22 protein-coding genes and 4 tRNA genes are annotated in these 23,468 nt (G+C 44.9%); 9 read left to right on the plus strand and 17 right to left on the minus strand.

Annotation, left to right across the window (positions count from 1 at the left end):
- Nucleotides 1–59 precede the first annotated feature (59 nt).
- The 3 genes from D0C36_RS21940 to D0C36_RS21950 form a co-directional block, all read right to left on the minus strand.
- On the minus strand, nt 60–1,928 hold the full coding sequence (locus D0C36_RS21940; protein ID WP_233524546.1) for a PAS domain-containing sensor histidine kinase: 1,869 nt from the start codon (nt 1,926–1,928) through the stop codon (nt 60–62).
- A gap of 155 nt (nt 1,929–2,083) precedes the next feature.
- Nucleotides 2,084–2,467, minus strand: coding sequence for a response regulator transcription factor (locus D0C36_RS21945; RefSeq protein ID WP_117393865.1), 384 nt, complete (start codon nt 2,465–2,467; stop codon nt 2,084–2,086).
- Nucleotides 2,468–2,527: 60 nt separating this feature from the next.
- A complete protein-coding gene (locus tag D0C36_RS21950) occupies nt 2,528–2,926 on the minus strand; it encodes a hypothetical protein (protein WP_233524547.1) in 399 nt (132 codons plus the stop codon).
- Between the two features lie 4 nt (nt 2,927–2,930).
- Here D0C36_RS21950 and D0C36_RS24730 point away from each other — a divergent pair, with 4 nt between their 5' ends.
- The 3 genes from D0C36_RS24730 (at nt 2,931) to D0C36_RS21965 (ending at nt 4,860) form a co-directional block, all read left to right on the plus strand.
- Nucleotides 2,931–3,197, plus strand: coding sequence for a hypothetical protein (locus D0C36_RS24730; protein WP_199502124.1), 267 nt, complete (start codon nt 2,931–2,933; stop codon nt 3,195–3,197).
- 15 nt (nt 3,198–3,212) lie between these two features.
- Nucleotides 3,213–3,509 (plus strand): hypothetical protein, encoded by a 297-nt coding sequence (locus D0C36_RS21960; protein WP_117393868.1) that lies wholly within the window; start codon nt 3,213–3,215, stop codon nt 3,507–3,509.
- Nucleotides 3,510–3,576: 67 nt separating this feature from the next.
- Nucleotides 3,577–4,860, plus strand: a complete 1,284-nt coding sequence (locus D0C36_RS21965) for an MFS transporter (RefSeq protein ID WP_117393869.1) — start codon at nt 3,577–3,579, stop codon at nt 4,858–4,860.
- Between the two features lie 76 nt (nt 4,861–4,936).
- On the opposite strand, the gene D0C36_RS21970 is transcribed toward D0C36_RS21965, so the two are convergent.
- The 8 genes from D0C36_RS21970 to D0C36_RS22000 form a co-directional block, all read right to left on the minus strand.
- Nucleotides 4,937–6,871, minus strand: coding sequence for an alkaline phosphatase (locus tag D0C36_RS21970; RefSeq protein ID WP_233524548.1), 1,935 nt, complete (start codon nt 6,869–6,871; stop codon nt 4,937–4,939).
- Complete coding sequence (locus tag D0C36_RS21975) at nt 6,828–8,342, minus strand: RagB/SusD family nutrient uptake outer membrane protein (RefSeq protein ID WP_117393870.1); 1,515 nt, start codon at nt 8,340–8,342, stop codon at nt 6,828–6,830. The genes D0C36_RS21970 and D0C36_RS21975 overlap by 44 nt, the downstream gene beginning before the upstream one ends.
- A 21-nt stretch (nt 8,343–8,363) precedes the next feature.
- Entirely contained in the window at nt 8,364–11,744 is a 3,381-nt protein-coding gene (locus D0C36_RS21980; RefSeq protein ID WP_158557177.1) for a SusC/RagA family TonB-linked outer membrane protein, read from the minus strand.
- Nucleotides 11,704–11,889: a hypothetical protein gene (locus D0C36_RS24625; RefSeq protein ID WP_158557178.1), complete on the minus strand. Its 186-nt coding sequence runs from the start codon at nt 11,887–11,889 to the stop codon at nt 11,704–11,706. The genes D0C36_RS21980 and D0C36_RS24625 overlap by 41 nt, the downstream gene beginning before the upstream one ends.
- Nucleotides 11,880–12,851: a FecR family protein gene (locus D0C36_RS21985; protein ID WP_117393872.1), complete on the minus strand. Its 972-nt coding sequence runs from the start codon at nt 12,849–12,851 to the stop codon at nt 11,880–11,882. The genes D0C36_RS24625 and D0C36_RS21985 overlap by 10 nt, the downstream gene beginning before the upstream one ends.
- 85 nt (nt 12,852–12,936) lie before the next feature.
- Nucleotides 12,937–13,539: an RNA polymerase sigma factor gene (locus tag D0C36_RS21990; RefSeq protein ID WP_117393873.1), complete on the minus strand. Its 603-nt coding sequence runs from the start codon at nt 13,537–13,539 to the stop codon at nt 12,937–12,939.
- Nucleotides 13,540–14,064: 525 nt separating this feature from the next.
- Nucleotides 14,065–14,412, minus strand: a complete 348-nt coding sequence (locus tag D0C36_RS21995) for a nuclear transport factor 2 family protein (RefSeq protein WP_117393874.1) — start codon at nt 14,410–14,412, stop codon at nt 14,065–14,067.
- A 39-nt stretch (nt 14,413–14,451) separates the two neighbouring features.
- Complete coding sequence (locus D0C36_RS22000) at nt 14,452–15,258, minus strand: AraC family transcriptional regulator (protein ID WP_117393875.1); 807 nt, start codon at nt 15,256–15,258, stop codon at nt 14,452–14,454.
- 60 nt (nt 15,259–15,318) lie between these two features.
- Here D0C36_RS22000 and D0C36_RS22005 point away from each other — a divergent pair, with 60 nt between their 5' ends.
- From D0C36_RS22005 to D0C36_RS22015, 3 genes are read left to right on the plus strand one after another with little or no spacing between them, the layout of a single operon-like run.
- On the plus strand, nt 15,319–16,650 hold the full coding sequence (locus D0C36_RS22005) for a TolC family protein (protein WP_117393876.1): 1,332 nt from the start codon (nt 15,319–15,321) through the stop codon (nt 16,648–16,650).
- 1 nt (nt 16,651) lies between these two features.
- Nucleotides 16,652–17,722: an HlyD family secretion protein gene (locus tag D0C36_RS22010; RefSeq protein WP_117393877.1), complete on the plus strand. Its 1,071-nt coding sequence runs from the start codon at nt 16,652–16,654 to the stop codon at nt 17,720–17,722.
- On the plus strand, nt 17,709–19,307 hold the full coding sequence (locus tag D0C36_RS22015; protein WP_117393878.1) for an MFS transporter: 1,599 nt from the start codon (nt 17,709–17,711) through the stop codon (nt 19,305–19,307). Before D0C36_RS22010 ends, D0C36_RS22015 begins: the two co-directional genes overlap by 14 nt.
- 80 nt (nt 19,308–19,387) lie before the next feature.
- On the opposite strand, the gene D0C36_RS22020 is transcribed toward D0C36_RS22015, so the two are convergent.
- The 3 genes from D0C36_RS22020 to D0C36_RS22030 form a co-directional block, all read right to left on the minus strand.
- A complete protein-coding gene (locus D0C36_RS22020) occupies nt 19,388–20,239 on the minus strand; it encodes an endo alpha-1,4 polygalactosaminidase (RefSeq protein WP_117393879.1) in 852 nt (283 codons plus the stop codon).
- A gap of 160 nt (nt 20,240–20,399) precedes the next feature.
- Nucleotides 20,400–20,483 (minus strand) — tRNA-Leu (locus tag D0C36_RS22025).
- 75 nt (nt 20,484–20,558) lie between these two features.
- A tRNA-Leu gene (locus D0C36_RS22030) sits at nt 20,559–20,642 on the minus strand.
- A 99-nt stretch (nt 20,643–20,741) separates the two neighbouring features.
- Here D0C36_RS22030 and D0C36_RS22035 point away from each other — a divergent pair.
- From D0C36_RS22035 to D0C36_RS22045, 3 genes are all read left to right on the plus strand, one after another.
- On the plus strand, nt 20,742–21,755 hold the full coding sequence (locus tag D0C36_RS22035) for a WD40/YVTN/BNR-like repeat-containing protein (protein WP_117393880.1): 1,014 nt from the start codon (nt 20,742–20,744) through the stop codon (nt 21,753–21,755).
- Between the two features lie 133 nt (nt 21,756–21,888).
- Nucleotides 21,889–21,961, plus strand: a tRNA-Lys gene (locus D0C36_RS22040).
- A gap of 78 nt (nt 21,962–22,039) precedes the next feature.
- A tRNA-Lys gene (locus D0C36_RS22045) sits at nt 22,040–22,112 on the plus strand.
- Between the two features lie 49 nt (nt 22,113–22,161).
- Here D0C36_RS22045 and D0C36_RS22050 read toward each other — a convergent pair.
- The 3 genes from D0C36_RS22050 to D0C36_RS22060 are packed head-to-tail and all read right to left on the minus strand — an operon-like array spanning nt 22,162 to nt 23,363.
- Entirely contained in the window at nt 22,162–22,551 is a 390-nt protein-coding gene (locus D0C36_RS22050; protein WP_117393881.1) for a hypothetical protein, read from the minus strand.
- 4 nt (nt 22,552–22,555) lie between these two features.
- Nucleotides 22,556–22,798, minus strand: coding sequence for a hypothetical protein (locus tag D0C36_RS22055; RefSeq protein WP_117393882.1), 243 nt, complete (start codon nt 22,796–22,798; stop codon nt 22,556–22,558).
- Complete coding sequence (locus tag D0C36_RS22060; protein ID WP_117393883.1) at nt 22,791–23,363, minus strand: N-acetylmuramidase family protein; 573 nt, start codon at nt 23,361–23,363, stop codon at nt 22,791–22,793. The genes D0C36_RS22055 and D0C36_RS22060 overlap by 8 nt, the downstream gene beginning before the upstream one ends.
- Nucleotides 23,364–23,468: the final 105 nt, after the last annotated feature.

Raw genomic sequence — 23,468 nt, forward strand, 5'->3', positions numbered from 1 at the left:
AAAGTAAAGGATTGCCACGTCGCTGTCGCTTCTCGCAATGACGTACTTTGGTATTGAGTTTATTCTACAGTTGGCAGCGTAAAATAAAACGTGCTTCCTTCACCAACGGTACTTTCGGCCCATATATCGCCATCATGGCGTTTGATGATCTCGTTGCAGAGATACAGGCCAATGCCGAAGCCTGATATGTTGCGCATCTCGCTGTCTTTTACGCGGTAGAAACGTTCAAATAGTTTTGGCAGGTCTTCATGATTAATGCCTATGCCTTCATCGCTGGTGCAAACCTGGGCCTTACCATCTACCAGTTTGCAGCGCACCTGTATGGTTGAGTTGGGGCGCGAATATTTTACCGCGTTGCTGATAAAATTCTGTATCACCTGGGCTATCTTCTCACGATCGGCATTTACCCAGATAGATTTGGTGTAACCAAATTTTATCTGATGGCCGGTGTTTGATATTAGTGCTTCTTCTTTAACCTCTTCCATCAGCTCGGCCATATCAAAACGTTGTGCATCTATCTGTATCTTACCCGATTCAAGTCGCGATACATTAAGGAAACCGTTGATAATGCGCGTCATTTTACCCAACTGTTTCTCGGTCCGCTCCAGCATGCCTGCGGTTACGGTATCATTAGCCTCGGTAGCGCGTTTCTTTGAAACCTGCACATAGCTGAGGGCAGATGTTAAAGGTGTTTTTAGCTCATGGCTCACCATACTTATGAAATCGTTCTTGCGCTGCTCATCTTCCTTCAGTTCGGTGATATCAATACCTGCGCTGATGAAACCCGCAAAAGATCCATCCATATAATTCCTCGGGAAACCATCTATTAGTAACCAGCGGTATTCGCCTTCGCTGTTTAACACCCTGAAGGCATCATGCAGTGGTTTGTGGGCTTTAAAAGCCTTCTCATACACTTTTACGTGGCGTTCCTGGTCGTCGGGGTGCAGCAGATCAACCCAGCCGTAAGCCAGCAGGTCTTTCTGCGGCCGGCCGGTCAATTTGGTCCAGCTTTGGTTAAAGTAGGTGGCATTGCTGCTTTCGTCTGATGTGGCGATGTAGATATTGGTAGCCTCGGCCATCATCCTGAAACGGGCCTCACTTTCAGCAAGGGTATTCTCCGCTGCGCGGATATCACTTATATCGCGGGTAGTACCGGCAACAGCTTCCACTTCGCCTTGCGCATTTAATACGGGGTTTAAAATGTAATCATAAACACGGCGGCCCAACACCGCGTGGGGGAAGGCCACTTCGCCACGGATAGATTGCTTGGTAGCCACTATCTGGTCTATCTCGCGCTCGTGCATATCGGCATGCCATTGCTCGTAGCCGTTTTCAATTAAACGTTTGCCAATAGCAGTATCCCATGTTTTGCCCCACATAGCCAGCAAAGCCTCATTGGCATAACTGAAGGTGTAATCTAAGGCAAAAACATAGATCAGATCGGGCGTGCTCGAGGTAATGGTTTCGTAGGTGCGTTTTTGATGCTCGGCGGCATCTTTAGCATCCTGCAGGTCCTGTTCGGTTTGCTTTCGCGCGCTAACATCATTTGCTGCGCCAAACCATTCAATAATTTCACCCTGTTCGTTAAATAGAGGTACAGCACGAGAGAATGTCCAGCCCAGTGTACCATCTGCACGTAAAACACGGTGCTCTAATGCAAATATGGTTTTAGTACGGATGGCTATTTCTATAGCCTCATACACCTTTTGCTGATCTTCGGGATGAATGTATTTTTCTACCCAGTTATCAATAGGTTCGCCGGTATCTAAAAGGAAACTTCCGCCATCTAACTGGCTCATTACCTTCCAGTCGGGGCTCATGCGGTAAACTACATCAGATGTAGCTGTTACCAGTGCCCTGTAACGTTCTTCACTTTGTGTTAGCTGGTCTGCGGCAGCATGTCCCTTATCATGGGGCATTGTATTCATACGTATTATTCGCGGCTTAAATGATTGTAGGTTTTGATAAGCAACAAAATAGCTAACGCAAAAAAATAAAAAGTTGTTGGCCTATCGGAATAAATATACGATAGTTTGGGAATTACTTAGAACGGGAATATTTATTATAAAACGATAGTGCGGAATTATGCTACGTTGCTTGCCTGCCCACGGCTGATAGAGTCTTTAACCTTCTGCACAAAATCGGCCAGTTCAAACGGTTTGCTTAGGTAATCATCGGCACCGCATTCTTCTTTTATTTGAGGGAGATCAGGCGAAGCCGAAACCAATACTACGGGTGTATGCTGCAGATCGGGCTGTTCTTTAATATATCGGCAAACGTCGCGGCCATCTTCGCCCGCAAGGTTAAGGTCAAGCATTACCAAAGCAACCTCTTCAGCCTTTAATTTACGCAGGGCCGATGCCGTGTCATTTAAACTGATCACCTTGTAGCCCTCAATTTCCAGTAAAATGCACATCATCTCGCCAATTACCGGCTCATCTTCAATTACAAGTACTTTATCCCTCATGCTTAGCCTAATGCAATTAAAAGGCCATAAATGGTGTGAAACAGATTTATTACCAAATATTTAAAATGCCCTTAACCATGGCCTGTGGGTAAGCGGCGAAAACGCCCATGGAACAGAACTAAGGATGAGCAACAGCCCAATGCCAAACCACATCAACTGTGTTTTAAATTTAAGCTGATCTGTTGCCTGCCTTTTTGCTTTGGCAGAGCCGATGGTGAGGATGATGATCGCCAATAACATCATAAAAATATGCTCCATACCAAAGAATCTGATTTCGCGCATGTGAACGGCCTGCTTAAAATTTTGCCAAAAGTATTTTACCACCGGGCTAATAATATAAAGCCAGGTGCCAAGCAGCAATTGAATATGTAATACAGATGCCGTGATGGCGCGCAGGCTATTATCGGCTTTTGTGTATTGGCTTTTAGTGAGTAATGCCCAAAAAGAGCGTATTAACACAATTATGACAAACAAAAGCACCAGCCAGCGTGTTGCGGAATGTAATGCTAATAGCGGCAGATACATTTTAGAAAAGATTATAGTGAGCCCCGAATATCTAAAAAAACTAACCCTTACCATACTGAATTATGTTGGGTTAAACCGTACCAAAATATACAGTTTAATTGACGGCAAAAATAACGATAAATATTATCCGCAATTTGTTTTGCAACGTACCCGCAATTCTTATATTTGTTTAAAGGACGAACGTTCAAATTCCAGGTTACTTTAAATTCCTTATCAAAAGATGAACCCATTGGAACTTTCACCATTAGCAGACCTTTGCGCATCAGTAGCTGGGTTGTTAAAAGCCGAGATCGGCCCTGCCGGCCATGTGAGTGCGGTAGCCAATCAAATTGTAATTTCTATTTCGCGCTTTGAGGTTGAGCACCGTTTGGGCAACCTGCTGCAGCAGATCTATCGATCGGTTGATTTGCACTTTCCGGCGCGCAAAGAGAACATTTCCCTCATCATCCGCGATGCCGAAGGCGTTTATGAAAACTGCTTCAAAATATGGCATACGGTAACCAAGGCGAAAGGGTAATTATCTGCGCTGATTAAAAGGTGTTTAGTGGGTTTGTGAATTATATCTATTTTGATATGTTTGATTTATGAACCCACAACCCCCGTCTGCAAATTCCGTAAGTAGGATCTTGCTGGCAAGCCTTATTGGCACCACTATTGAGTTTTTCGATTTTTACATTTACGCCACCGCTGCGGTGCTGGTGTTCCCCAAGTTATTCTTTCATTCATCAGACCCAACCTCGGCCACTTTAGAATCATTGGCTACGTTTGCGCTGGCCTTTTTTGCAAGGCCACTGGGTGCTGCCCTATTTGGCCATTTTGGCGATAGGAAGGGCCGCAAAGCCACGCTGGTTGCCGCGTTAATGACCATGGGGCCATCAACCGTAGCCATCGGCCTTTTGCCGGGATATGACAGCATTGGTATTTTTGCACCTCTGTTACTGGCGTTGTTCAGGTTTGGGCAAGGTCTTGGCCTTGGCGGCGAATGGGGTGGTGCCGTATTGCTGGCTACTGAAAATGCGCCCGCCAACAAGAAGGCGTGGTATGGTATGTTCCCGCAGTTGGGTGCACCTATCGGCTTCCTGTTATCCAGCGCAACCTTCTTTATTTTAGGCAAAGTAATGAGCGATGCCGATTTTATCAGCTACGGCTGGCGGATCCCGTTCATTGCCAGTGCTATACTGATATTGCTTGGCCTGTATGTTCGCCTTAAAATTACCGAAACGCCCGAGTTTACCAAAGTAATTGACAACAACGAACGCTCTAAAGTGCCCTTTGCAGATGTGTTTACCAAACATACCAAAGCCATTACTTTAGGCACGCTGGCTACCATCACTACCTTCCTACTGTTTTACCTCATGACAGTGTTTACACTAAGTTGGGGTACTTCTAAACTGAACTTTACCAAGGATACTTTCCTTATCATGCAGATGATATCTATGCTGGCTTTTGGCGCAGGTATTCCGCTATCGGCGGTAGTGGCCGATAAATTTGGCCGCAACCGGATGTTGATTTTGGCCAGCGCCTGTATCATGGTTTTTGGGTTAACATTTGCACCGTTCTTTTCATCGCATGATGTTGTGGTAACTACACTGTTCCTCTCAACCGGCATGTTCCTGATGGGCTTAACTTATGGGCCAATCGGTACCGCACTGGCCGAGATATTCCCGGCATCTGTACGTTATACCGGTGCGTCGCTCGCCTTTACGCTGGCAGGTATTTTGGGTGCATCGCTTACGCCTTACCTTGCTACCAAACTGGCTAACACTTACGGATTACAGTATGTAGGTTATTACCTCACTGCTGCTGCAACGCTTACGCTGCTTGCATTGGTGGCAGCGCGCGGTATAATGGCGAAGCAACATTTGTAGATCATTCTGTAAATCCTTATAAAACCAAAAAGTCCGGAGTGATAAGCCCCGGACTTTTTGGTTTTATGATAAATTCTTACTTGCCTTTAAAAAGGGCTAAGATCTTATTATAGATCTCTGTATTCTGATAAGTACCTATAAACTCGCGCGAGTGAGGGCCATAGGCAAACACCGGTACGTTGATGCTGGTATGGTCATTAGTGCTAAAATTGCCGAATACCATACCTTTTTCGGTTGAGGCATCCAGCAGGCTCAGGCCGCCGGTCTCATGATCAGCAGTAATGATCACGAGGGTTTCGCCGTCTTCATCGGCAAATTTTAGGGCCTCGGCAACGGTGCGGTCAAAGTCATGTAGTTCTGTTACCACGTAAGGCAGGTCATTAGCATGGCCGCCATAGTCAATCTGCGCACCCTCGGCCATAATAAAGAAGCCTGGTTTATTTTGGCGAAGCACTTTGATAGTATGTAATAAAGATTGTTTCAGCATATCGCCACGGCCATCTTTTACGGGGCGGGTATCTTCGTTTTTCAGCAGAACCAGTTGCTTGCCGTTATCAACTTTTTCCGCATCGGTTACTGAGGTAAACAGCTGGTAGCCTTTTGCTTTTATCTTATCCATTAACGCTTTATCCCTGTTTTGCATGAACGAGCGCTGGTTTGAACCTATCAGCACATCTACATGGCTGTTCGCAAAATAGGCAGCAATTTTTTGGGACGAATCGCGCTCGGATACATGGCCGTAGAAGGCAGCAGGGGTAGCATCGGTAATATCACCGCAGCTGATGATGCCGGTTTTTATTTTTATATCCGCCAGCACATCAGCCAGGTTGCTTAAAGGTTTGCCTTGTGCATCCACACCAATGTAGCGGTTGTTCGTTTTTTCGCCGCTTGCCATGGCTGTTGCACCTGCGGCAGAGTCGGTAATGTCTGAGTTAGCTGATCTGGTTTGCGAGAAACCCACGCTGCGTGTCTGGTACATATTCAGCTGACCGTGGTTGGCCGTTAAACCTGCCTGGATCTGCGCCAGGCCCATGCCGTCGCCAATCAGCAGGATGATGTTCTTTATCTTTTTGTTGGTGCCGTCTGATTTGTAAGTCGGCTGATAAACCTGGTAAGGTGTAGCATTCACATACTCCAGCTTATGGCGGTTAATGAGGAAATCATGCAGTTGCTGCGGATGGTCGGTGTTTATCCAGTCAACGCCCAGTTTCTCCAGTTGGATCCAGGTGTTAGGGCTATCTTGCGTGGCCCAAAAACGGAAGGGTTTGCCCATGGCATGTGCCGCGTTCACCATCCCGCGTAGTTTTAAAGAATCTGCAGGTGTAGGAGTACCTTTGCCGTTCCATCTGGTATAATCCGTTAAGGCATCACTTATCATAGCAACATGCTTAAGCTGTTGTAGCGTGTAAGGGATGTTTGGTCGGCCATCGAAAAAGATATAATCTGGATATTGATCAAAGTTGGCAGGGGCGGGCATGTCACCGCTCAGCGCAATCCTCACCGCATTGCGGTTGGTTGGGCTGTTGAACATCTGCATGTAAGGCTTCAGCTCTTTTATCAGTTCGGGGATCACATGCTCGTAGTCTTCCTTTATATCTATCACCAGTTGCAGGTGCTGGGCGCTATCGGCATAGGGCTTGCCGCCATTTTGCTGAAAGCGCTCGGCCAGTGGCTTAAGGTATAGGTTCTCAAGGGTGCGGTTTGGAGCAATTTCCTTTTTCTCGTGTGCTACATAAAGCTTGCCCTCGTGCAGGTAAACATCAGCCTCAATAGACCCCATGCCGGCGTAATAAGCCTGCAGAAAGGGAATGTTCTGGTGATAATCGTTATGGCTGTGGCCATTGTTTGCCTTAAGCGACTGTGCCTGTGCGCTTGCGCTAAGCAGCGCCGCGGCCAGGAATAAACAGGTAGTTAATTTCTTCATAAAATAAAAAGGGCCACAGGTATGCTGTGGCCCTGTATTGGTTTTACCAACCGGCGTTTTGTTTAATAACGCCGTTGCTTCTGTCAATTTCTTTTTGTGGCACTGCCCAAACTCCGTTCACAACCGGGTCAAACGTGCGTGCCGGCCAAATTACCGAACCTGTTACGCCGTGTAATGGTTGTGCGTAAGCAGCCTGTGCATCGCCCCAGCGCACAAGGTCGCGGTGGCGGTCGGCCCATTCGCCGGCCAGCTCGCAGCGGCGTTGCTTTTTAAGCTCGGCCATGGTAGCATTTGTTATGCCTAACAAACCTGCGCGTCTGCGTACTTTATTGATAGGGTCGTCGGCGTTTTTGTTTTGCATCAAAGCAGCCTCGGCCTTAATTAACAATACCTCAGCAAAACGCATCAACGGTACGTTAAGATTGGTAGTAGGGTGGTCGCCGTTAGGGCTTACCGATGTACCAACAGGGTTTGCATACGTAAACGGCTCCATGTACTTGTTAAACTGGTAGCCGGATAAGCTGTTAACCGAGCTGTAAGTACGCTCCGCACCAAAGAACATGTGTTTATCGCCCGGTTTAAGGATAGTTACCTCGCGGCGTTTATCACCCGCCTCAAAAGCATCATACAATTCTTTTGTTGGCTGATAGTAACCCCAGCCATTGTAAATACCCCAGCCTTTGTTCTCTAACATTACGCCCGGTAAAATACTGCCCCAGCCCGCAGGGCCTTTAGCAGTACCCACGGCCGACCAGATATACTCTGTGCTGTAATTGTTAGCGGCTTTAAATACATCTGCATAGTTGTTTAACAACTCGCGTTTACCAAAGGTGATCACTGAGTCGGCATACTTCTCAGCATTGGCCCAATCCTTTTTGTAAAGATACATTTTAGACAGGTAACCCCATGCCGCAACTTTATGCGGGCGGCCGTAATCTGCAGCTGCAAGCTGATCTAAGTAAGGCAACATGTTGGCTGCTTTTTTCAGCTCAGCCTCAATGTAGTCATAGTTGGCATTTGCATTGGCAGCACGCGGAGTAGGGTTAGGGTCGTTGTTGTTCTCAGGGGTGATCAAAGGCACACCGGCACGGTTATCAGCATAGTTATAAGTTAGCTGAAAATACATCAGGGCACCCAGGAAGTGCGCTTCGCCCAAGTAACGTTTTTTCAAAGCCGCATCCATGCTTATAGCGGGTACTTTATTGATCACGTCGTTTGCGCGCCTGATAACGGCATAACGCATATCCCACTGATCAACCGTATAACTGCTTGAATAATAGGCGCGGTTAAAGTTTTTAATGTTATCGGCATTGGTGTTGATACGGCCTGTAACCATATCGTCGCTGGCGTTAATGAACCACATAAAGCCACGACCATAAAACTCTTCTCCATCAAAAGGGATGTACATTGAATTTACACCCAAAAGGGCATCCTCGCCGGTTTGCCAGAAGTTGCCTTCAGAACGGGCGCCCTCAGGGGAAATATCCAGTTGTTTTTGGCAAGAACCAAACAGTAGGCCGGCCGATAAAAGGCAGGTAATATATTTTAGTTTTTTCATTTGTTTGCTTTTATGATTTGGTTAAAGACTAATACTTAGGCCAAAGATGAACGAACGTGATTGAGGGTATTTACCTACATCCATACCATAGTTATCAAAGCCGGTCTCAGGGTCAAAGCCGGTATACTTGGTGAAGGTGAACAGGTTGTTTGATGTAGCGTATAAGCGCAGGTTGTTGATGCCGGCCCTGGTAAGTAGTTTTGGCGAAAACGTATAACCCAGGGTTACGTTCTTAACGCGCAGGTATGAACCTTTCTCGATATAAAAATCAGAGTTAGTACCAAAGTTGCCGTTAGCATCAGATGCTGATACACGCGGGATATCTGTATTGGTATTGGTAGGTGTCCATGCTTTTAATACATCTTTTAACAGGTTGTAATTTTGGCCCAAACCACCTGCATTTAAGCTGGTGTAACGTAAGGCATTGTATAACCTGTTACCTTGTACACCTTGCAGGAAGATGTTAAGATCAAAGTTTTTGTACTCAAAGTTCATGGTTAAACCGTAAGTAAAATCGGGGAATGCGCTGCCAACAAACTGGCGGTCGTCGTTATCTATTTTACCATCGTTGTTGTAATCTACAAACCTGATATCGCCCGGTTTGGCATTTGGTTGGATAAGGTTGCCGGCTGCGTTTTTGTAACTATCAACCTCGGCCTGGCTTTGGAATAAGCCATTTGTTTTTATAGAGTAGAAAGAGTACAAAGGCTGGCCCACTTCAGTCCTGATAGGCGAAAGCAAACCACGCACGCTCGGGCTCGAACCTACTGTTTTAGCACCGTTTGGTAATGACAGTACTTTATTGTTCAGCTTGCTAAGGTTACCGCTAAAGCTATAACGGAAATCTTTATCACGTGCACTATTGTATGTAATAGTTGCCTCAACGCCTTTATCGCGCACTTTACCACCATTAACAGTTATTGAGCCGATACCCATACCTGCAGGAATGCTCATTAACATATCCTCGGTATCTTTGATAAAATAATCAGCAGAAACGGTTAAACGCTCGTTAAGGAAACCTAAATCTAAACCAATATCTGTTTGTCTTGATTTAGCCCATTTAAGGTTAAGGTTTGGTCTGTCGAAACTATAATAACCGGTACCAAGAGCAGGATCAGAACCTAAATAAAAGCCACCTGTAGCCAGTAAGGGCCTTACTGCGTAGCGGTTTACGGTGGCAAGGTTGCCTATTAAACCATAGCTGCCGCGTAACTTAAGATTGCTTAACCAGTTAACTGATTCCATGAATTTTTCGCGGCTGATCACCCAACCACCAGATACAGCATAAAAATTCTCTGCCTTGTTTTGCGCAGCAACCAATGATGTAGCATCACGGCGGCCTGTTAATGATAACAGGTATTTGCCATCATAATCGTAATTAACACGGCCCAACCATGAGGTAAGCGCATCACTGCCTCTGTAGTCGCCTACGGCTTTGCTATTAATATCCGTTCCGTTTTCAAAATATTGAAATAAAGGGTTTTCATTGTTGAAGCCCGCCATGTAAGCGCTAACACCTTGTTGGGTGTTTTTTTGGTATGTATAACCTGCAACGGCGTTAATATTATGCTTGCCCAATGATGTTGTATAAGTAAGCAATTGCTCGGCAAGGAAACGGGTATCCTGAGATGATGACTCAGATAAACTGTTTGTTAAACTTGGCTTACCAACTTCAGGTACTTTTGGCGAAAAGCTTTTGAAATAACCAAAGCTTTTAGTGATAGAGTAGTTAGACCTGAATTTTAAACCTTTTATTAGCGTTGCTTCTAAATATGGGTTGGCAATAATGGTATTAGTAGGGCTGTAGCTGTTTATACGCTCAAGGTTGGCCACCGGGTTAACCACATCACCATAAGAACCTGCATAGGCAATTGGCAAGCCCGAGTAAGCGCCCTCGGGTGTGCGTACGGTTACGCTTGGCGGGTAAAAGATAGCTGCCTGTATAGCACCTGTATAACCGCTGAAAGTGTTTGTACCACGCGAGTTTGAGTAAGTGTAAGATAAGTTTTCGCCTAATTTTAGCCAGTTATTAACCTGGTGCTCTGAATTTATGCGGTAAGCATAACGCTCGCCAAAAGTGTTCAATAAAATACCGTCGCCTTTGCGGTAGTTAAAGCTCATGAAATAGGTAGAGCGATCGTTGCCACCATTAAGGTTAACATTGTACTCTTGTGTTTGGCCTGTACGAAAAATTTCATCAACCCAGTTAGTACGGGTGATCTGGCCATCAGGATAAGCAGTAGCGTCAAAAGCCGGGATACGTGGTTTGCCCGCAGCGTCAGTAGCTGCATTGTAAACATCAGCATATTCTTTGGCGTTAAGCGCCTGCAGTTTTCTCCAGGCATTTTCAAAACCATGTTTAACATCGGCAGTAATTTGCATTTTGCCTTTTACGCCTTTTTTGGTAGTGATCAAAATAACACCGCCCGATGCACGAGAACCGTAGATAGCGGCTGATGCATCTTTTAGTACCGATACTGATTCAACATCATTAGGGTTGATAACGGGTGTGCCGGGGTAGTAAACGGCACCATCTATAACGTATAACGGCGATTCGCCGTTGATGCCACCTAAGCCACGGATACTAACTTTAGGAGAAGCGCTTGGGTCGCCGCCATTGTTGTTAACTACAACACCGGCTGCTTTACCCTGTAAAGCTTCTTCCATGCTACGCATAGAGCGTGAGGTAACTTTATCAAGGTTAACAGAAGTAACCGCACCTGTTAAAGTAGCACGGCGCTGGGTACCGTAACCAATTACTACCACCTCTTTTAACGATTGTGTATTGGCCTTTAATACTATTGAAAAGCTTTCCTGGCCTTTAACCGGGATCTCTTGTTTCTCAAAACCGATGTATTGAAAAACCAGTACATCATTTGGGTTGGCGTTTAATGAGAATTTACCACCGGCATCAGTAGTGGTGCCGTTTGCGGTACCTTTAATGCCAACGCTTACGCCAATAAGGGCTTCGCCTCTTTCGTCTGTAACGGTACCGCTTATGCGGATGTCATTATGGTGATCGGCAGATTTTACTTTTGCTTCAGGCTGTTTCTCGATCTGTAACAAAATATGCTGCTCATCAACTTGGCTGATATTGCCTTTGTAACCTTTAATAAGGGTTTTAATAACGTTAACAACAGGCTCGTTGTTAGCAGATATGCTTACTTGTTTATCAGCATCAAAGTTTGTGGCATTGTAGCTGATGATGAAAGCTGTTTTTTGCTCGATAAGCTTAAAAATGTTTCTGATGCTCTGGTTTTGAGCATTGATGCTGATGCGCTCGGTTTTCATGTCCTGAGCTTCGGCAGAAAAAGAAGGCGTTGCAAAGCATACCATGAACGCCGTTAGCAGCGCCGATAGCTTAAACAAACTTTTTGTTGCTTTTTGATAGAGTTTTATCATTTTTATAAATGTTTTTATGAGATAAAGAGATCGTAAAAAAATGATGGCCTGCTGCTGCAGCAGCCATGGTACAGGCAGGTGTTGGCACATCCTGCCTGTTTTGTTTTTTTATCAAGCGAGTTTTACCATGGGCGTTTAATTGCAATTAGGTGTGTTAATAATTACTTTTTGGTTATTATACTGATAGGATAGTCCGGTTAATTTTTGCAGTACGCGCAGCACATCATCCAAAGGTTGGTTGTTAAAACCAACTGTATAGCGGCAATCCTGGCCCGGTTTGTCGTTCACTTCAATATCCACATTGTACTTGCGCGATAAAGCCCTTGCCATAGCCCTTACAGAAGCTTTCTCGAAATATAGTCTGCCGGTTTTCCAGGCGGCGCGGTCATCAGCATCGGTATGGCCTACAAAGCTTTTGTGGCTGGCCTTGTTGTAGGTGATCATGAGGTTGCGGGTAAGTACACCTGCCAGCGGCGTAACTTTACCTGCAGCAGCTTCGCTCACGCGCACGCGGCCATCAACCACAGCTATTTTATAATCTTTCTCCTCGGGGTAGGCAAATACATCAAATTGGGTACCCAGCACGCGGGTTTGCAGTTCGCCGGTGCTCACTATAAACGGTTTAGCCGGGTTATGCTTCACGTGAAAGAAACCCTCGCCAACTAATGATACACGCCTGTTACGCTGATTAAAATCTGAACTAAGGGTTAGGGCAGATGACGAGTTGAGCGTTATCTCGGTACTATCAGGCAGCATAATGGTTTTCTGCTCGCCGCGCCTGGTGGCAAAACGGGTAATAACCGGTGCCTGTGTTTGTACCGATGAATACCAGTAAGCTGCACCACCTGCTACCAATAACAGAACAGCCGCCACTCGCATAAAAGGCATTATTCGTTCTATGCGGCTTTTCGGCACAAAGCCTGTTTGCTCCATTATATTACGCCTTGCCCGTTTAAGGATAGTCTTTTCGTTCAATACCGTATCAGGCGCATTGTTACTTAAGTTTTGGAGCCATTGCTCTACACGTGCTTTCTCGGCAGGCGTGCATTGGTCCAGCTTGTATTTTTCCAGAAGGGCCTTTAACTCGGCAGGGCGATCAGTGTTCATCTGCTGTTATAATCAGCAAATGAGGCAGTAGGTACCGTTAAACAATCATCAATTGTTTGTTAGGCTAATATTAACAGGTGGGGGTTTAATTAAGGAAGAGTTTAACCGCAATAGCTACCATCAGCATCGGGTTTTCGATGCGTTTAAAGCGATAGTGCAGCTGCTTTATGGCGATGGAGATATTGTTCTTAACCGTTTGCTCGGACAGGGAAAGCTTGCCGGCAATCTCTTTTATAGATAGGTGTTCCATACGGCTCAGCGAGAAAGCTTCGCGGATATTAACCGGCATTTTCTCCACTTCGGTTTGTAGCCATTGGTTGAGTTCGGCATCAATAACCGCATTCTCCGGCGAGGCCGTTGTGAATGATTCGCGCTCCTGCAAAACTTCTTCTACTTCTACAATTGCCTTGCTGCCAGCTATGTAATGGTCAATTACTTTAAATTTGGCGGCCTTGTACAGGTAAGGCTCAAAGCTATCGGTTATCACAAGGTTGGCGCGGTTGTTCCAAACGGATAGAAAAATATCCTGCACAAATTCTTCTGATGCCTCAGCCGATCGGGTCTTACCTAAAATGTAGCGGAAGATCTTTTTGTCGTACCGTTTCATCAATGCAAGTAAGGCAAGCTGGTCATCAGCCTGCATCTGTTGCAGTAATTCAGCGTCGGGTGTAAGCCTTCGGGTAGACATACTGCAAACTTATCCCACGCCCTTTAAGTAATTGTTAGCTTATAATGAAAGGAAAAACAAATGCTTAAAAATGACAAAAGTGTATAATGCCGGAAAACGCCGGGTGGGTAGCTCCTACGAAGCAAAATAGCGTTGATGTAATTTTCTACAAAGCGGTAGCCCCGATGGGGCATTGAAAAGCACATTTATGCTTTTTAATCTGATTGTCTTCCGAAGCCGTTGTTGGTGAGAACACCAACAACGGCAGAGAATAAGGACCTTGTCCTGTAGGGACTACCGCTTTGTAGAAATAATCGAATGGAAGATTTTGCTCCGTAGGAGCTACCCATAGCCGTTACCTCGAAGCCGTTGTTGGTGTTGTCACCAACAACTCTTTATTGAAGCGTTTACTTTGCATGTGGCTTGTTGGTGACAACACCAACAAGGGCGAGGAAAAATTATAACATGATGATGTCCCGTAGGGACAACCGCTTTGTAGATTATAACCCGTTAGGAGATTTTGCTCCGTAGGAGCTACCCATCAGGCTATCTCTCTATCACAAATGCCTTCAACTCGGCCAGTTTGCCATCCCGCAATAGCCACACATCACAATAATCATAACTGATCATTTTGCCTTCCTTATTTTTCATGCTGATTTGGCCGATGGCAGTCACATAGTCGCCTTCGGCAATAATGGTCTCAATATCAAAAATCGGCGGTTCAATGTAGGCTTTGGCCATGTATTGCTTCACGGCTTCTTTGCCGTGCAATACCTGGTCGCCTATAAAGTTCCATTCGGTATCATCGGTACAATAGTTAAGGAACGATTCATAATCGCCTTTAGCTACAAATTCGTTTGCGGTTTGGAGTATGGTTTTATTGTTTGCGCTCATTTATGGATAACAAGCACGAGGCCGAAATGTGTAGCACTATTAAATATTGGCCATAAATTCTGACGGGCGCATGTGCATCATCTGCTGAAAAGTAGCGCTAAAGGCCGATAGGCTTTGGTAGCCGGTTTCATAAGCTATCTCCGTAAGGTTAGCACGGGTGTGCAGCATTAGTTCGGTGCCTTTAATAATGCGGCGCTGTTTAAGATATTGCAGGAAAGAAATGCTCAGCTCTGCCTGGAACAAGCGCGATACCGTACGCTCGCTCATATTAAAATGTTTGCTTACATCGGCCAGTGAGAGTGGCTGCGATATATGGTCTGATATGTAGTCAATGATAGGGCGCAACCTTTCGTTCTGGCTGGTGGGGACAACAAATGGTAAGGGTATTTTGCTGATGCGGGGCAGCATGTTTTTTAAGCTGCTTAGAAACTGAAACTCCTCAGATCCCGGAAAAGCCTCTGTAGCAAAACTTGCCGTGTATACGATCATTTCGTGAAGCAGGCGGTTTACCGGGTAAATGCCCATTTTGGTATAAAACGGGTCTTTATTATCATCGTGGCTATAGAAATATATGCTGCGTACATCGGTGGCAATATGACGTATCCTTAATTGATGGATCTGGCCTTTTGGTATCCAGATATAATGCCGTGCCGGTATCACAAAGGTTTTATCAACCAGGTGCACGTAGGCTATACCGCCTTCAACGTAAGTAAGCTGTCCTTTCAGATGTTGATGCACGGGCAATTTCCTCTCTCCTTTTTCATGCAGCACGCATACCGCCTTTGGGTGGCGGTCTATCAAATCTAAAGAGGCTAAATCAAAATCTGTTGCTTTGTCTGGTTTCATCTAATTATTGGCAAGTTACATCAAATTTTGCATCGCGCCAAGCCCGACATTTGTGGCATAATGAATCACAGGAGATATTACATCGCAGCCACACTGGCGCTGCTATTTTTAAACCGGGCCGCCCTCGCCCAAAACACCACAACCGGGGAACAGCAACTTAGCCTTACCGACGTTTGGGAAAAGGCAGTTGCCAACAATAAACAACTACACATTAAACAACTGCAGGTACAAACTGCGCAGGAAGAAGTTAAGGATGCCAAAGCCGAGCGCCTGCCCGAGATAAACGTAGGTGCCGAATACGCGCGTGTAAGCAATATGCCCGTTTTTGAGAATGGGTTGTTTGGCACGCCATCGCAATTTCCGGTGCTGCACTCCACCTACGGCGGTGATGCGGATGCTTATTTGAATATTTACAACGGCGGGCGCACCAATTTGAACATTGCACAAAAGAAAACGCTTGCTAACGTGCAGCAGATCAGAATGGCGCAAACCACATCGCAGGTGAAACTGCAGGCGGCTATGCTGTATTTGCAATTGCAAAAGAGTATTGTTTTTAGGCAGCTGTTACTGAGCGATATCGCCTTCCAGGAAAAGCAACTGCAAAAAATAGAGCAACTGCGTAAGAATGGCGTGGTGCTTAAAAGCGATGTGTTAAGGGCGCAATTGCAACTATCAAAACAGAAACTATCGCTTAATACCATTGATAACGACATCGCAATAGCTAACCAGCAACTGGATGTTACCATGGGCGAACCTGACGACATCAGGATAAAGCCCGATACCGCCGTTGCTGTTGATACCGCCGGACTTAAAAGTTACAACGATTATTTATCTGATGCTTATCAACATGCGTTTGCCGGCAAAATATCTGAAGGGGAAACTCAATTGCGCGAGTTGCAGCTAAAATCGGCCAAAGGCAAAAATATGCCCAAGGTTGGCTTGTTTGCCAATTATAAACTGAGCTATCCGCAGATCATGTTTTACCCATACTCACCTTATTTTTATGGATTAGGGTTAGCTGGGGTAAGGGCTACCTTCTCAATCTCGGGCTTGTACATTAACAGGCACAAAATAAAAGTAGCTGAGTTAGAATTAAAAACACAGGAAACCGAGCACTCGGATGTGCAGGATAATATAAGGCTGAGTGTCAACAACGCGTACCTGCGCCTGCAAGAAGCTCGGCACAAGGTTGAGGTGGCACGAACCAATGTAAAACAGGCCCGGGAAAATTCGCGCATTGTAAACAATACTTACTTCAACCAAACCTCATTAATTACCGATCTGCTTGATGCCAACAACGCTTTGCTGCAAACGCGCTTTGAGCTGGCTGCCGCACAAATAGCTGTACAAGCACAATATTTTCAATTACAAAACGCCATAGGAAACTTATAACATGAATACCTCTATCACCATAAATAAAACAGATAAGATCATCACGCGCGTATCGGGTATCATCGCGCTTTTAATATTGTGCGCCCTGATGGTTTGGGGCGCTATATACAGCTATCAAACTTACCGTAACGAAGAAACTAACGATGCGCAGGTGCAGGAATATATTAACCCGGTAACATCACGGGTAGGCGGCTACATCAATAAGATCTATTACGAAGAGAACCAGGATGTTAAGAGAGGCGATACCCTGTTGGTTATCGATAACAGCGAATACCAGTTGCAACAGCAGGAAGCACAATCTGCTCTGGCTAATTCAAAAGCGCAATTGAACGTTTTAGGAAGCAACGAGCAAACCACCCAAAAGCTGGCTGACGTAAGTAAAACCGCCATTGCCGCTGCAAAAGCAAGACTACTTAATAAGCAACAAGAGTATGCGCGTTATAAAAAACTATTCGAGGCAGAATCTGCCACGCGCCAGCAATTGGAAAATATAGAAGCTGCTCTGGCTGTAGCAAAATCTGACTATGAGGCCTCATTACAAAGCTACCAGTCATCACTATCAAAAATTAACGATGTGAGCGCACAGCGTGCCGTGCTTAATGCCGATATAAAACGGAAGGAGGCATTATTGAACCGTGCGGGGCTGGATATGGGCTACACTGTAATAAAAGCGCCTTACAATGGAAAAATGGGCCGCCGCACGGTGCAGGAAGGACAATCTATCCAAGCAGGGCAAACGCTGGCTTTTATTGTAGATCGCAGCTCTGGCAAGTGGGTGGTAGCCAATTTCAAAGAGACCCAGTTAGCCGATATGCGCGAGGGCGATATAGCCGAGATACATGCCGATGCTTACCCTAATAAAATGTTTAAAGGTGAGATAGTTTCCATTGCGGGGGCGACAGGTTCAAGTTTTTCGCTGCTACCGCCTGATAATAGCTCGGGTAATTTTGTTAAGATAGTGCAGCGTGTACCAGTGCGTATCCGCTTAACCCAAGCTGCTGATCTGATTCAGCCCCTGCGTGCCGGCATGAATGTGAGTGTTGTTATCCCCAAAGACCATGGCCGCAACTGATCAACAAATATTTAAAAGCTGGATGCCCGAGTGGGGGATCCGTATAATCATGTTCCTGGTGGCATTCCCGTCGTTGGGCTTGTTTGCCTTATCAATGGCTAACGGCAGCGCGGCGGCAGGTTATTACGGCATTGAGCCGCAGGATGTGCAGTATTCCATGATCGTGTTTTATGCGGCGGTGGTGAGCTTTTATAGTTTCGAGGTGAGATTGTTCCGCTTTATCAGTATCAAAAATTATCTGGTGCTGAGTACTGCGCTAACCATCATCACTTCGTACATCTGTTACTCTACACAAAACCTGGTAGTGCTTTTGATCTTTCGCTTTATACAGGGAATGGGGAGTTGTGCGGCTACCAGTATTTGCATTACCCTGATATTTGATCGACTTAAAACTGAGCGTGCAAGGGAAATTGGCTATTCGGTTTTCTACGGCATATTGCTGGTTATCTCTCAAATGATGACGCTGGTAACCGCGCCGCTTACTGATGCATTTGACTATAATACGCTATACAAAGTAATTATCTATGCCTACCTGCCGGGAACGATATTGCTTTACCTCATCCTCAATAATGTAAGAGTAAATAAACGTATGCCATTGTATCAGTTAGATTGGGCAAGTTTTTTGCTTTACGCCCTTGCTGCCCTGTCACTGGGTTATGTGCTCATTTACGGGCAGCAGAAATATTGGTTTGCTGATAGTAGCATCCGTTTTGCCGCCGCGGGTTTTGTTTTGTTGCTGATAATTTATGCCTTACGGCAAATAGCTTTAAGGCGGCCTTACTTGTCGCTACATGTGTTTAAGTACCGCAATTATTGTGTAGGGGCTTTGCTGCTGTTTGCATTGTATATGTGCCGTGGCTCGCTTAATGTTACCAATACTTACCTATCAGTAGTGCTTGGCTTGGATCAATGGAACCTGGGCATCATTATGCTGGCAAATGTGAGTGGCATTATTGCAGGTGTTATCATATCATCGCGTTTAACCATCATGAAACGGCCCATCCGTTTTACCTGGATGTGCGGTTTTATGCTGCTGCTGATATTCCATGGCTGGATGACCTTCCTGTTTGCTGCACAGGCAGATCAGGATGATTTTATTATCCCGCTGATAGTACACGGCATGGGTGCAGGTATGCTGATGGTGCCGGTTATATTGTTTATGATATCATCGGTGCCGCCAACCCTGAGTCAGTCGGCGTCGGGAGTAGGTGTGCTGGTGAGATTTTTTAGTTTTTGTACCAGCATAGCCTGTATCAATGCTTATTCGGATTATAGCAAGAACCAACACTATAATCGCTCGCTCAATCTGTTGGGCACTGATAATATGATACTCACTCAACGCCTTGCTTCCTATGCCGCCGGATTGGAATCAAAAGGAATGGCAAAAGATGCAGCAGCAAAAGTATCAAATGCACTATTGGCTAAAAATGTAAGCATGCAATCGCAGGTGCGGCTATCCATAGAGTATTACCAGTGGGTATGCGTGTTTTTATTGGTTGTACTGATATTGATAGCACTGTACCCTTATGTAAAGAAAACCATCATAGATACCCATAAGAGCAAACCATCTGCCGTGGGTATTTAACAAGATGGCAATTATATCAACCTATATTAACGAAGAAAGCCGGCGCTTAAAGCACCGGCTTTCTTATTTGAATGTTTTGTTTAGCGGCATTTGCTTACCCATGCATCCAGATCCCGTTTTTTAAAGATTGCGGTATAGCCCAGCTTAGCAGCCTCAGGGCAATATTTGTTATCAAAGGTGCTTTGTGATGTTACATCGGTGTACTCAACTGCAAACACCGGTTTGTTAAGTTTGATGTAAGATTGTAACTGCAATTGCCAACCTTGTTTAAAAGCGTCTTCAGTAAGTGCCCAGTCAAATTTGGCGGCATAATCAGCAGAAACTTCGGGAATGTTCTTTTGGCCTATGCCCAGGCCGTTTTCATGGGCAAGGGTTATCAGGTAATCCATATAATTGCGGGCATCCTGTTCTGTAAGCGGAAAACCCGTTGTGTTGGTATAGCCATCTAAGTTATCGGGCTCAATGGCATCAAATTTTTTCGCGAGTATCATATTGATGCGCGAATTGAGCCATGGTTTTATTTTATCCAGTTGCCTTATGTCTATCCATTTTTCGTGCGGCCACTCTGTATATTTTTTGCCAAGTACTTCGGCAGGTAATAAGGAGCCATCAGGACGATCATCTTCCAAAGTCCCTACAGACAGATAGGCTATAACCTTTTTGCCTTTGGCATGTAACGCTGCCACGGTCTCGGCAGATGTTGTGAAAGCGTCAACATCAACTACATCACCGCTGAAGCTTGCGTTGGCGGTAATGTCATCCAGTTCCCAATCAAAACTTACCCCGGCTTTAGGTTGCCACCAGGATGTTTTGCCACCGGGCGGGGTAGAAGGATCATTAGGGTTAGGGCTTTCATCAGCGTTTGAATTTTTCTTACAGGTGGTGAATGTTAAAAGGGCTATTACAATTACAGCGAGGCGGAAATTAAACATGCGAAGGATATTGATTGCCGATATAACGATAGAATAGGGTGAAGTATTGTAACAAATAAGTTACAATTGTGTGAGATGTATAACTACACACGTTTTTACACACGGTAATTTTTTATTATAAAAAAAGTAAGTTTATTGGCTGTATTCGCCGTTTGTGAAGTGCCCGGAACGAGATTCGAACTCGTACATCCTTACGAATGCCACCCCCTCAAGATGGTGCGTCTACCAATTTCGCCACCCGGGCCTGTTTTTAAAAAGTCTCAAGTCGGAAGCGTTTGCCGGGAGGCTCTTCACTTTCAACTTAAGACTTTAATGGATGTGCCCGAAGAGAGACTCGAACTCTCAAGAGACAATTCTCAACGGCTTCTGAGACCGCAACGTTTACCAATTTCGCCATCCGGGCATTAGAGGGTGCAAATATAATTTTTTTAGCTTTTTAACACATATAAATTTAAAATAAACTCTTTTTAACTTAGCTTTCACATCAAATGGCTAAAACATCATGCTGAGAATTTATATCGCATTTTTATTTCTGTTTACTGTTTCTGTAACTATTGTAAGCGCCCAAACGGTAGTAAACCTTTCTCAGGGAAGGAAAACAAGCATAAGAGGGCTGTCTGTCATAAACGATAACACAGCCTGGCTAAGCGGCAGCGGTGGCACTGTAGCCATTACCCATGATGGTGGTAAAACCTGGGACTGGCAACAAGTTAAAGGTTTCGAGAAATCAGATTTTAGAGATATTGAAGCTTTTTCTGACAAGGAAGCGGTGATCATTAGCTCGGGTTCACCGGCCTATATTTTAAAAACTACTGATGGTGGTCAATCATGGGAGAAGAAATTTGAACAGGCTGATACTACCTACTTTTTGGATGCGATGGATTTTGAAAACCCTAAGCACGGCTTTGTTTTAGGCGACCCAATTAATGGCAAGTTTCTATTGCTTGAGACGAAAGATGGTGGAAACACCTGGGCACAAGTGAAGGATGCGCCTAACGCTGTAAAAAATGAAGGGGCTTTTGCGGCAAGCGGTACATGCCTTAGGGTCACAAATAAATATGTAGCTATTGTTACCGGTGGTAGTGAAAGCAGATTGATTAGTTCGCCACTTAACCGTATCGCATGGGCTTATGAAAGCCTGCCGCTCACTAATGGCGCAGCAAGTATGGGTGCCTTTTCAATAGCTTTTGGTAAAAATGAAAAGGTTATAGTAGGCGGTAATTATGCAAAAGATAGGTTGAAAGATTCTGTTGCGTTTGTTATTCAGTTTGGCAAAACTCAGGTTAAACCCTTTTCTCCGGCAGAAGGCCCCGCAGGTTATCAGTCTGGCGTGGAGCATCTAAGAGAGGGTATTTATCTGTCAACGGGCACATCTGGTACTAATATCACCACAGATGGTGGTAAAACCTGGAAAAAGATAGATGCCGCCAGTTACAATGTTTGCCGTAAAGCCAAGAACGGTTCGGTAGTATTGTTAGCGGGCGATAGGGGTAACATTAGCTTATTGAAATTTTAATACTTTGTTTAATAGGGACTTGTTGTAAACTTTACAATTAATTTTAAATAGGGCTTGCAGGCAATTACAAATAGCCCTATATTTGCACCACTTTAACGGAAACGGATAACACTATCTAAAGAAGTTAAAGGATGATTCCGTAGCTCAGCTGGTAGAGCATTACACTTTTAATGTAGTGGTCCTGGGTTCGAATCCCAGCGGGATCACAAAGACCTCTCAACAGGTCGAAAACTTAAAAAGAGCTTCTGAAAAAGAGGCTCTTTTTATTTTAATAATGAAAGACCGATTCCGTAGCTCAGCTGGTAGAGCATTACACTTTTAATGTAGTGGTCCTGGGTTCGAATCCCAGCGGGATCACTTCCAAATCGGCAAAAGCTTCTCTGAGCAATCAGAGAGGCTTTTTTGTTTATAGACTCATGTCAACCTTGCTTTCGTCATAAACTAATTGAGCTGTGCTTAAAGTGGTTTGAAGTGAAAGTCCGCTGTGTTCGTTGTCAGCTTTCCAGAGTGCTGCAATAGCCGATAGTGTGTGCAGTACAATTGTTTTTTCCTGCTGGTCGGCCTCGGAAATTATTTTATCAGCCCAGCTAAGTTTCTCAACCATATCATTCATGAACTTTCTGAATGATGCCAGGGCAACATCGTCAAGCCCGGTAGGGGTTAGCGCAACGATGATATCAAGCAAGGGGCTGTCGGCCACAGATTTGATGGTGTTTGCCATATCTTTACCAAAAAGCAAACTGTTTTTGATCTTAGCGGTTACGCCGGTTAGCCAGCGCCATATTTTTTTAAGCATAAAATTAAGATTGAGATTTTTCGGGTACCACGATGCCAAACAGGTTACTGAAACCGAGGATCAGCATATCAAAAGATTTAAGGGCAAGGATGACCTCAACCTTAGCTTCGTCATGTATTAATTGTGTGGCGCCTATCCAAAAAGAAATTACTGTTGTTAGTATGGCCACTGATCTGAACATCCAGGTAGCCCATTGTGGTTTAGGCGAGTTTACTGCCCCAAATTTTACGGTTGGTGTGTTATGCATTTGTTTGTTTCTTTGCGAGTTGATACGCTCTGGCTAATCTGGTATCGTAACTAAATGTTTTATACCCCGAGCCGTTATAGTAGTAAGCCACTTTTGGCCAGTCTTTAGCTTTCAGGGCTTTGCTTAATTGGGGCATAGTTTTTATCCAGCACAAAGCAAGTATTACCTGGTTGTATTCGCTTAGTTTGGCAAAATCCCACATAGCGCCTACAGTTTTAAAGCCAATTTCGGCATAGTGGAAACCCATTATCTGCATCATGCCAATGGATGTACTTTTCATAGCTGCATTAGGCGACGATGCAAATGCGCTGTTGAATGCGGCCCACTCTGCGGTTTGGTCGCCAACTTTGTTGGCTTGCCATGTTTTATTTACGGTGTCTTTTTGCCAATCTGTTTTAAAGCGTTTAAACCAGGTCGGCTCAAACTGGATAATGATTCGACCAGTTTTTTCAGAAAAGCCTCTCTGGTTACTTTCTACCTCTACAATAGCTTTAACCGAAGCGTATTCGTAACCAAAAGACATAGCAAGCTCATGCAACTGACTGTCGCTTAGTTTCTTTTCCATGGTTTCTTATAATGATTATGAAAGCAGTATCACTACTTTACAGAGATATTGTTAATGAGATTGATCTGGTGTTGCAGCATAGATACCTGGCTCTCGAGCACTTTT

Origin of the sequence: Mucilaginibacter conchicola, assembly GCF_003432115.1 — a bacterium.
Taxonomy (GTDB): domain Bacteria; phylum Bacteroidota; class Bacteroidia; order Sphingobacteriales; family Sphingobacteriaceae; genus Mucilaginibacter; species Mucilaginibacter conchicola.

Coding starts and splice junctions, on each gene's coding strand:
- D0C36_RS21940 (WP_233524546.1), bottom strand. CDS start 1,928: ATGAATACAATGCCCCATGATAAGGGACATGCTGCCGCAGACCAGCTA.
- D0C36_RS21945 (WP_117393865.1), bottom strand. CDS start 2,467: ATGAGGGATAAAGTACTTGTAATTGAAGATGAGCCGGTAATTGGCGAG.
- D0C36_RS24730 (WP_199502124.1), top strand. CDS start 2,931: ATGACAAACAAAAGCACCAGCCAGCGTGTTGCGGAATGTAATGCTAAT.
- D0C36_RS21960 (WP_117393868.1), top strand. CDS start 3,213: ATGAACCCATTGGAACTTTCACCATTAGCAGACCTTTGCGCATCAGTA.
- D0C36_RS21965 (WP_117393869.1), top strand. CDS start 3,577: ATGAACCCACAACCCCCGTCTGCAAATTCCGTAAGTAGGATCTTGCTG.
- D0C36_RS21975 (WP_117393870.1), bottom strand. CDS start 8,342: ATGAAAAAACTAAAATATATTACCTGCCTTTTATCGGCCGGCCTACTG.
- D0C36_RS21980 (WP_158557177.1), bottom strand. CDS start 11,744: ATGATAAAACTCTATCAAAAAGCAACAAAAAGTTTGTTTAAGCTATCG.
- D0C36_RS21985 (WP_117393872.1), bottom strand. CDS start 12,851: ATGAACACTGATCGCCCTGCCGAGTTAAAGGCCCTTCTGGAAAAATAC.
- D0C36_RS21990 (WP_117393873.1), bottom strand. CDS start 13,539: ATGTCTACCCGAAGGCTTACACCCGACGCTGAATTACTGCAACAGATG.
- D0C36_RS21995 (WP_117393874.1), bottom strand. CDS start 14,412: ATGAGCGCAAACAATAAAACCATACTCCAAACCGCAAACGAATTTGTA.
- D0C36_RS22000 (WP_117393875.1), bottom strand. CDS start 15,258: ATGAAACCAGACAAAGCAACAGATTTTGATTTAGCCTCTTTAGATTTG.
- D0C36_RS22005 (WP_117393876.1), top strand. CDS start 15,319: ATGAATCACAGGAGATATTACATCGCAGCCACACTGGCGCTGCTATTT.
- D0C36_RS22010 (WP_117393877.1), top strand. CDS start 16,652: ATGAATACCTCTATCACCATAAATAAAACAGATAAGATCATCACGCGC.
- D0C36_RS22015 (WP_117393878.1), top strand. CDS start 17,709: ATGGCCGCAACTGATCAACAAATATTTAAAAGCTGGATGCCCGAGTGG.
- D0C36_RS22020 (WP_117393879.1), bottom strand. CDS start 20,239: ATGTTTAATTTCCGCCTCGCTGTAATTGTAATAGCCCTTTTAACATTC.
- D0C36_RS22035 (WP_117393880.1), top strand. CDS start 20,742: ATGCTGAGAATTTATATCGCATTTTTATTTCTGTTTACTGTTTCTGTA.
- D0C36_RS22050 (WP_117393881.1), bottom strand. CDS start 22,551: ATGCTTAAAAAAATATGGCGCTGGCTAACCGGCGTAACCGCTAAGATC.
- D0C36_RS22055 (WP_117393882.1), bottom strand. CDS start 22,798: ATGCATAACACACCAACCGTAAAATTTGGGGCAGTAAACTCGCCTAAA.
- D0C36_RS22060 (WP_117393883.1), bottom strand. CDS start 23,363: ATGGAAAAGAAACTAAGCGACAGTCAGTTGCATGAGCTTGCTATGTCT.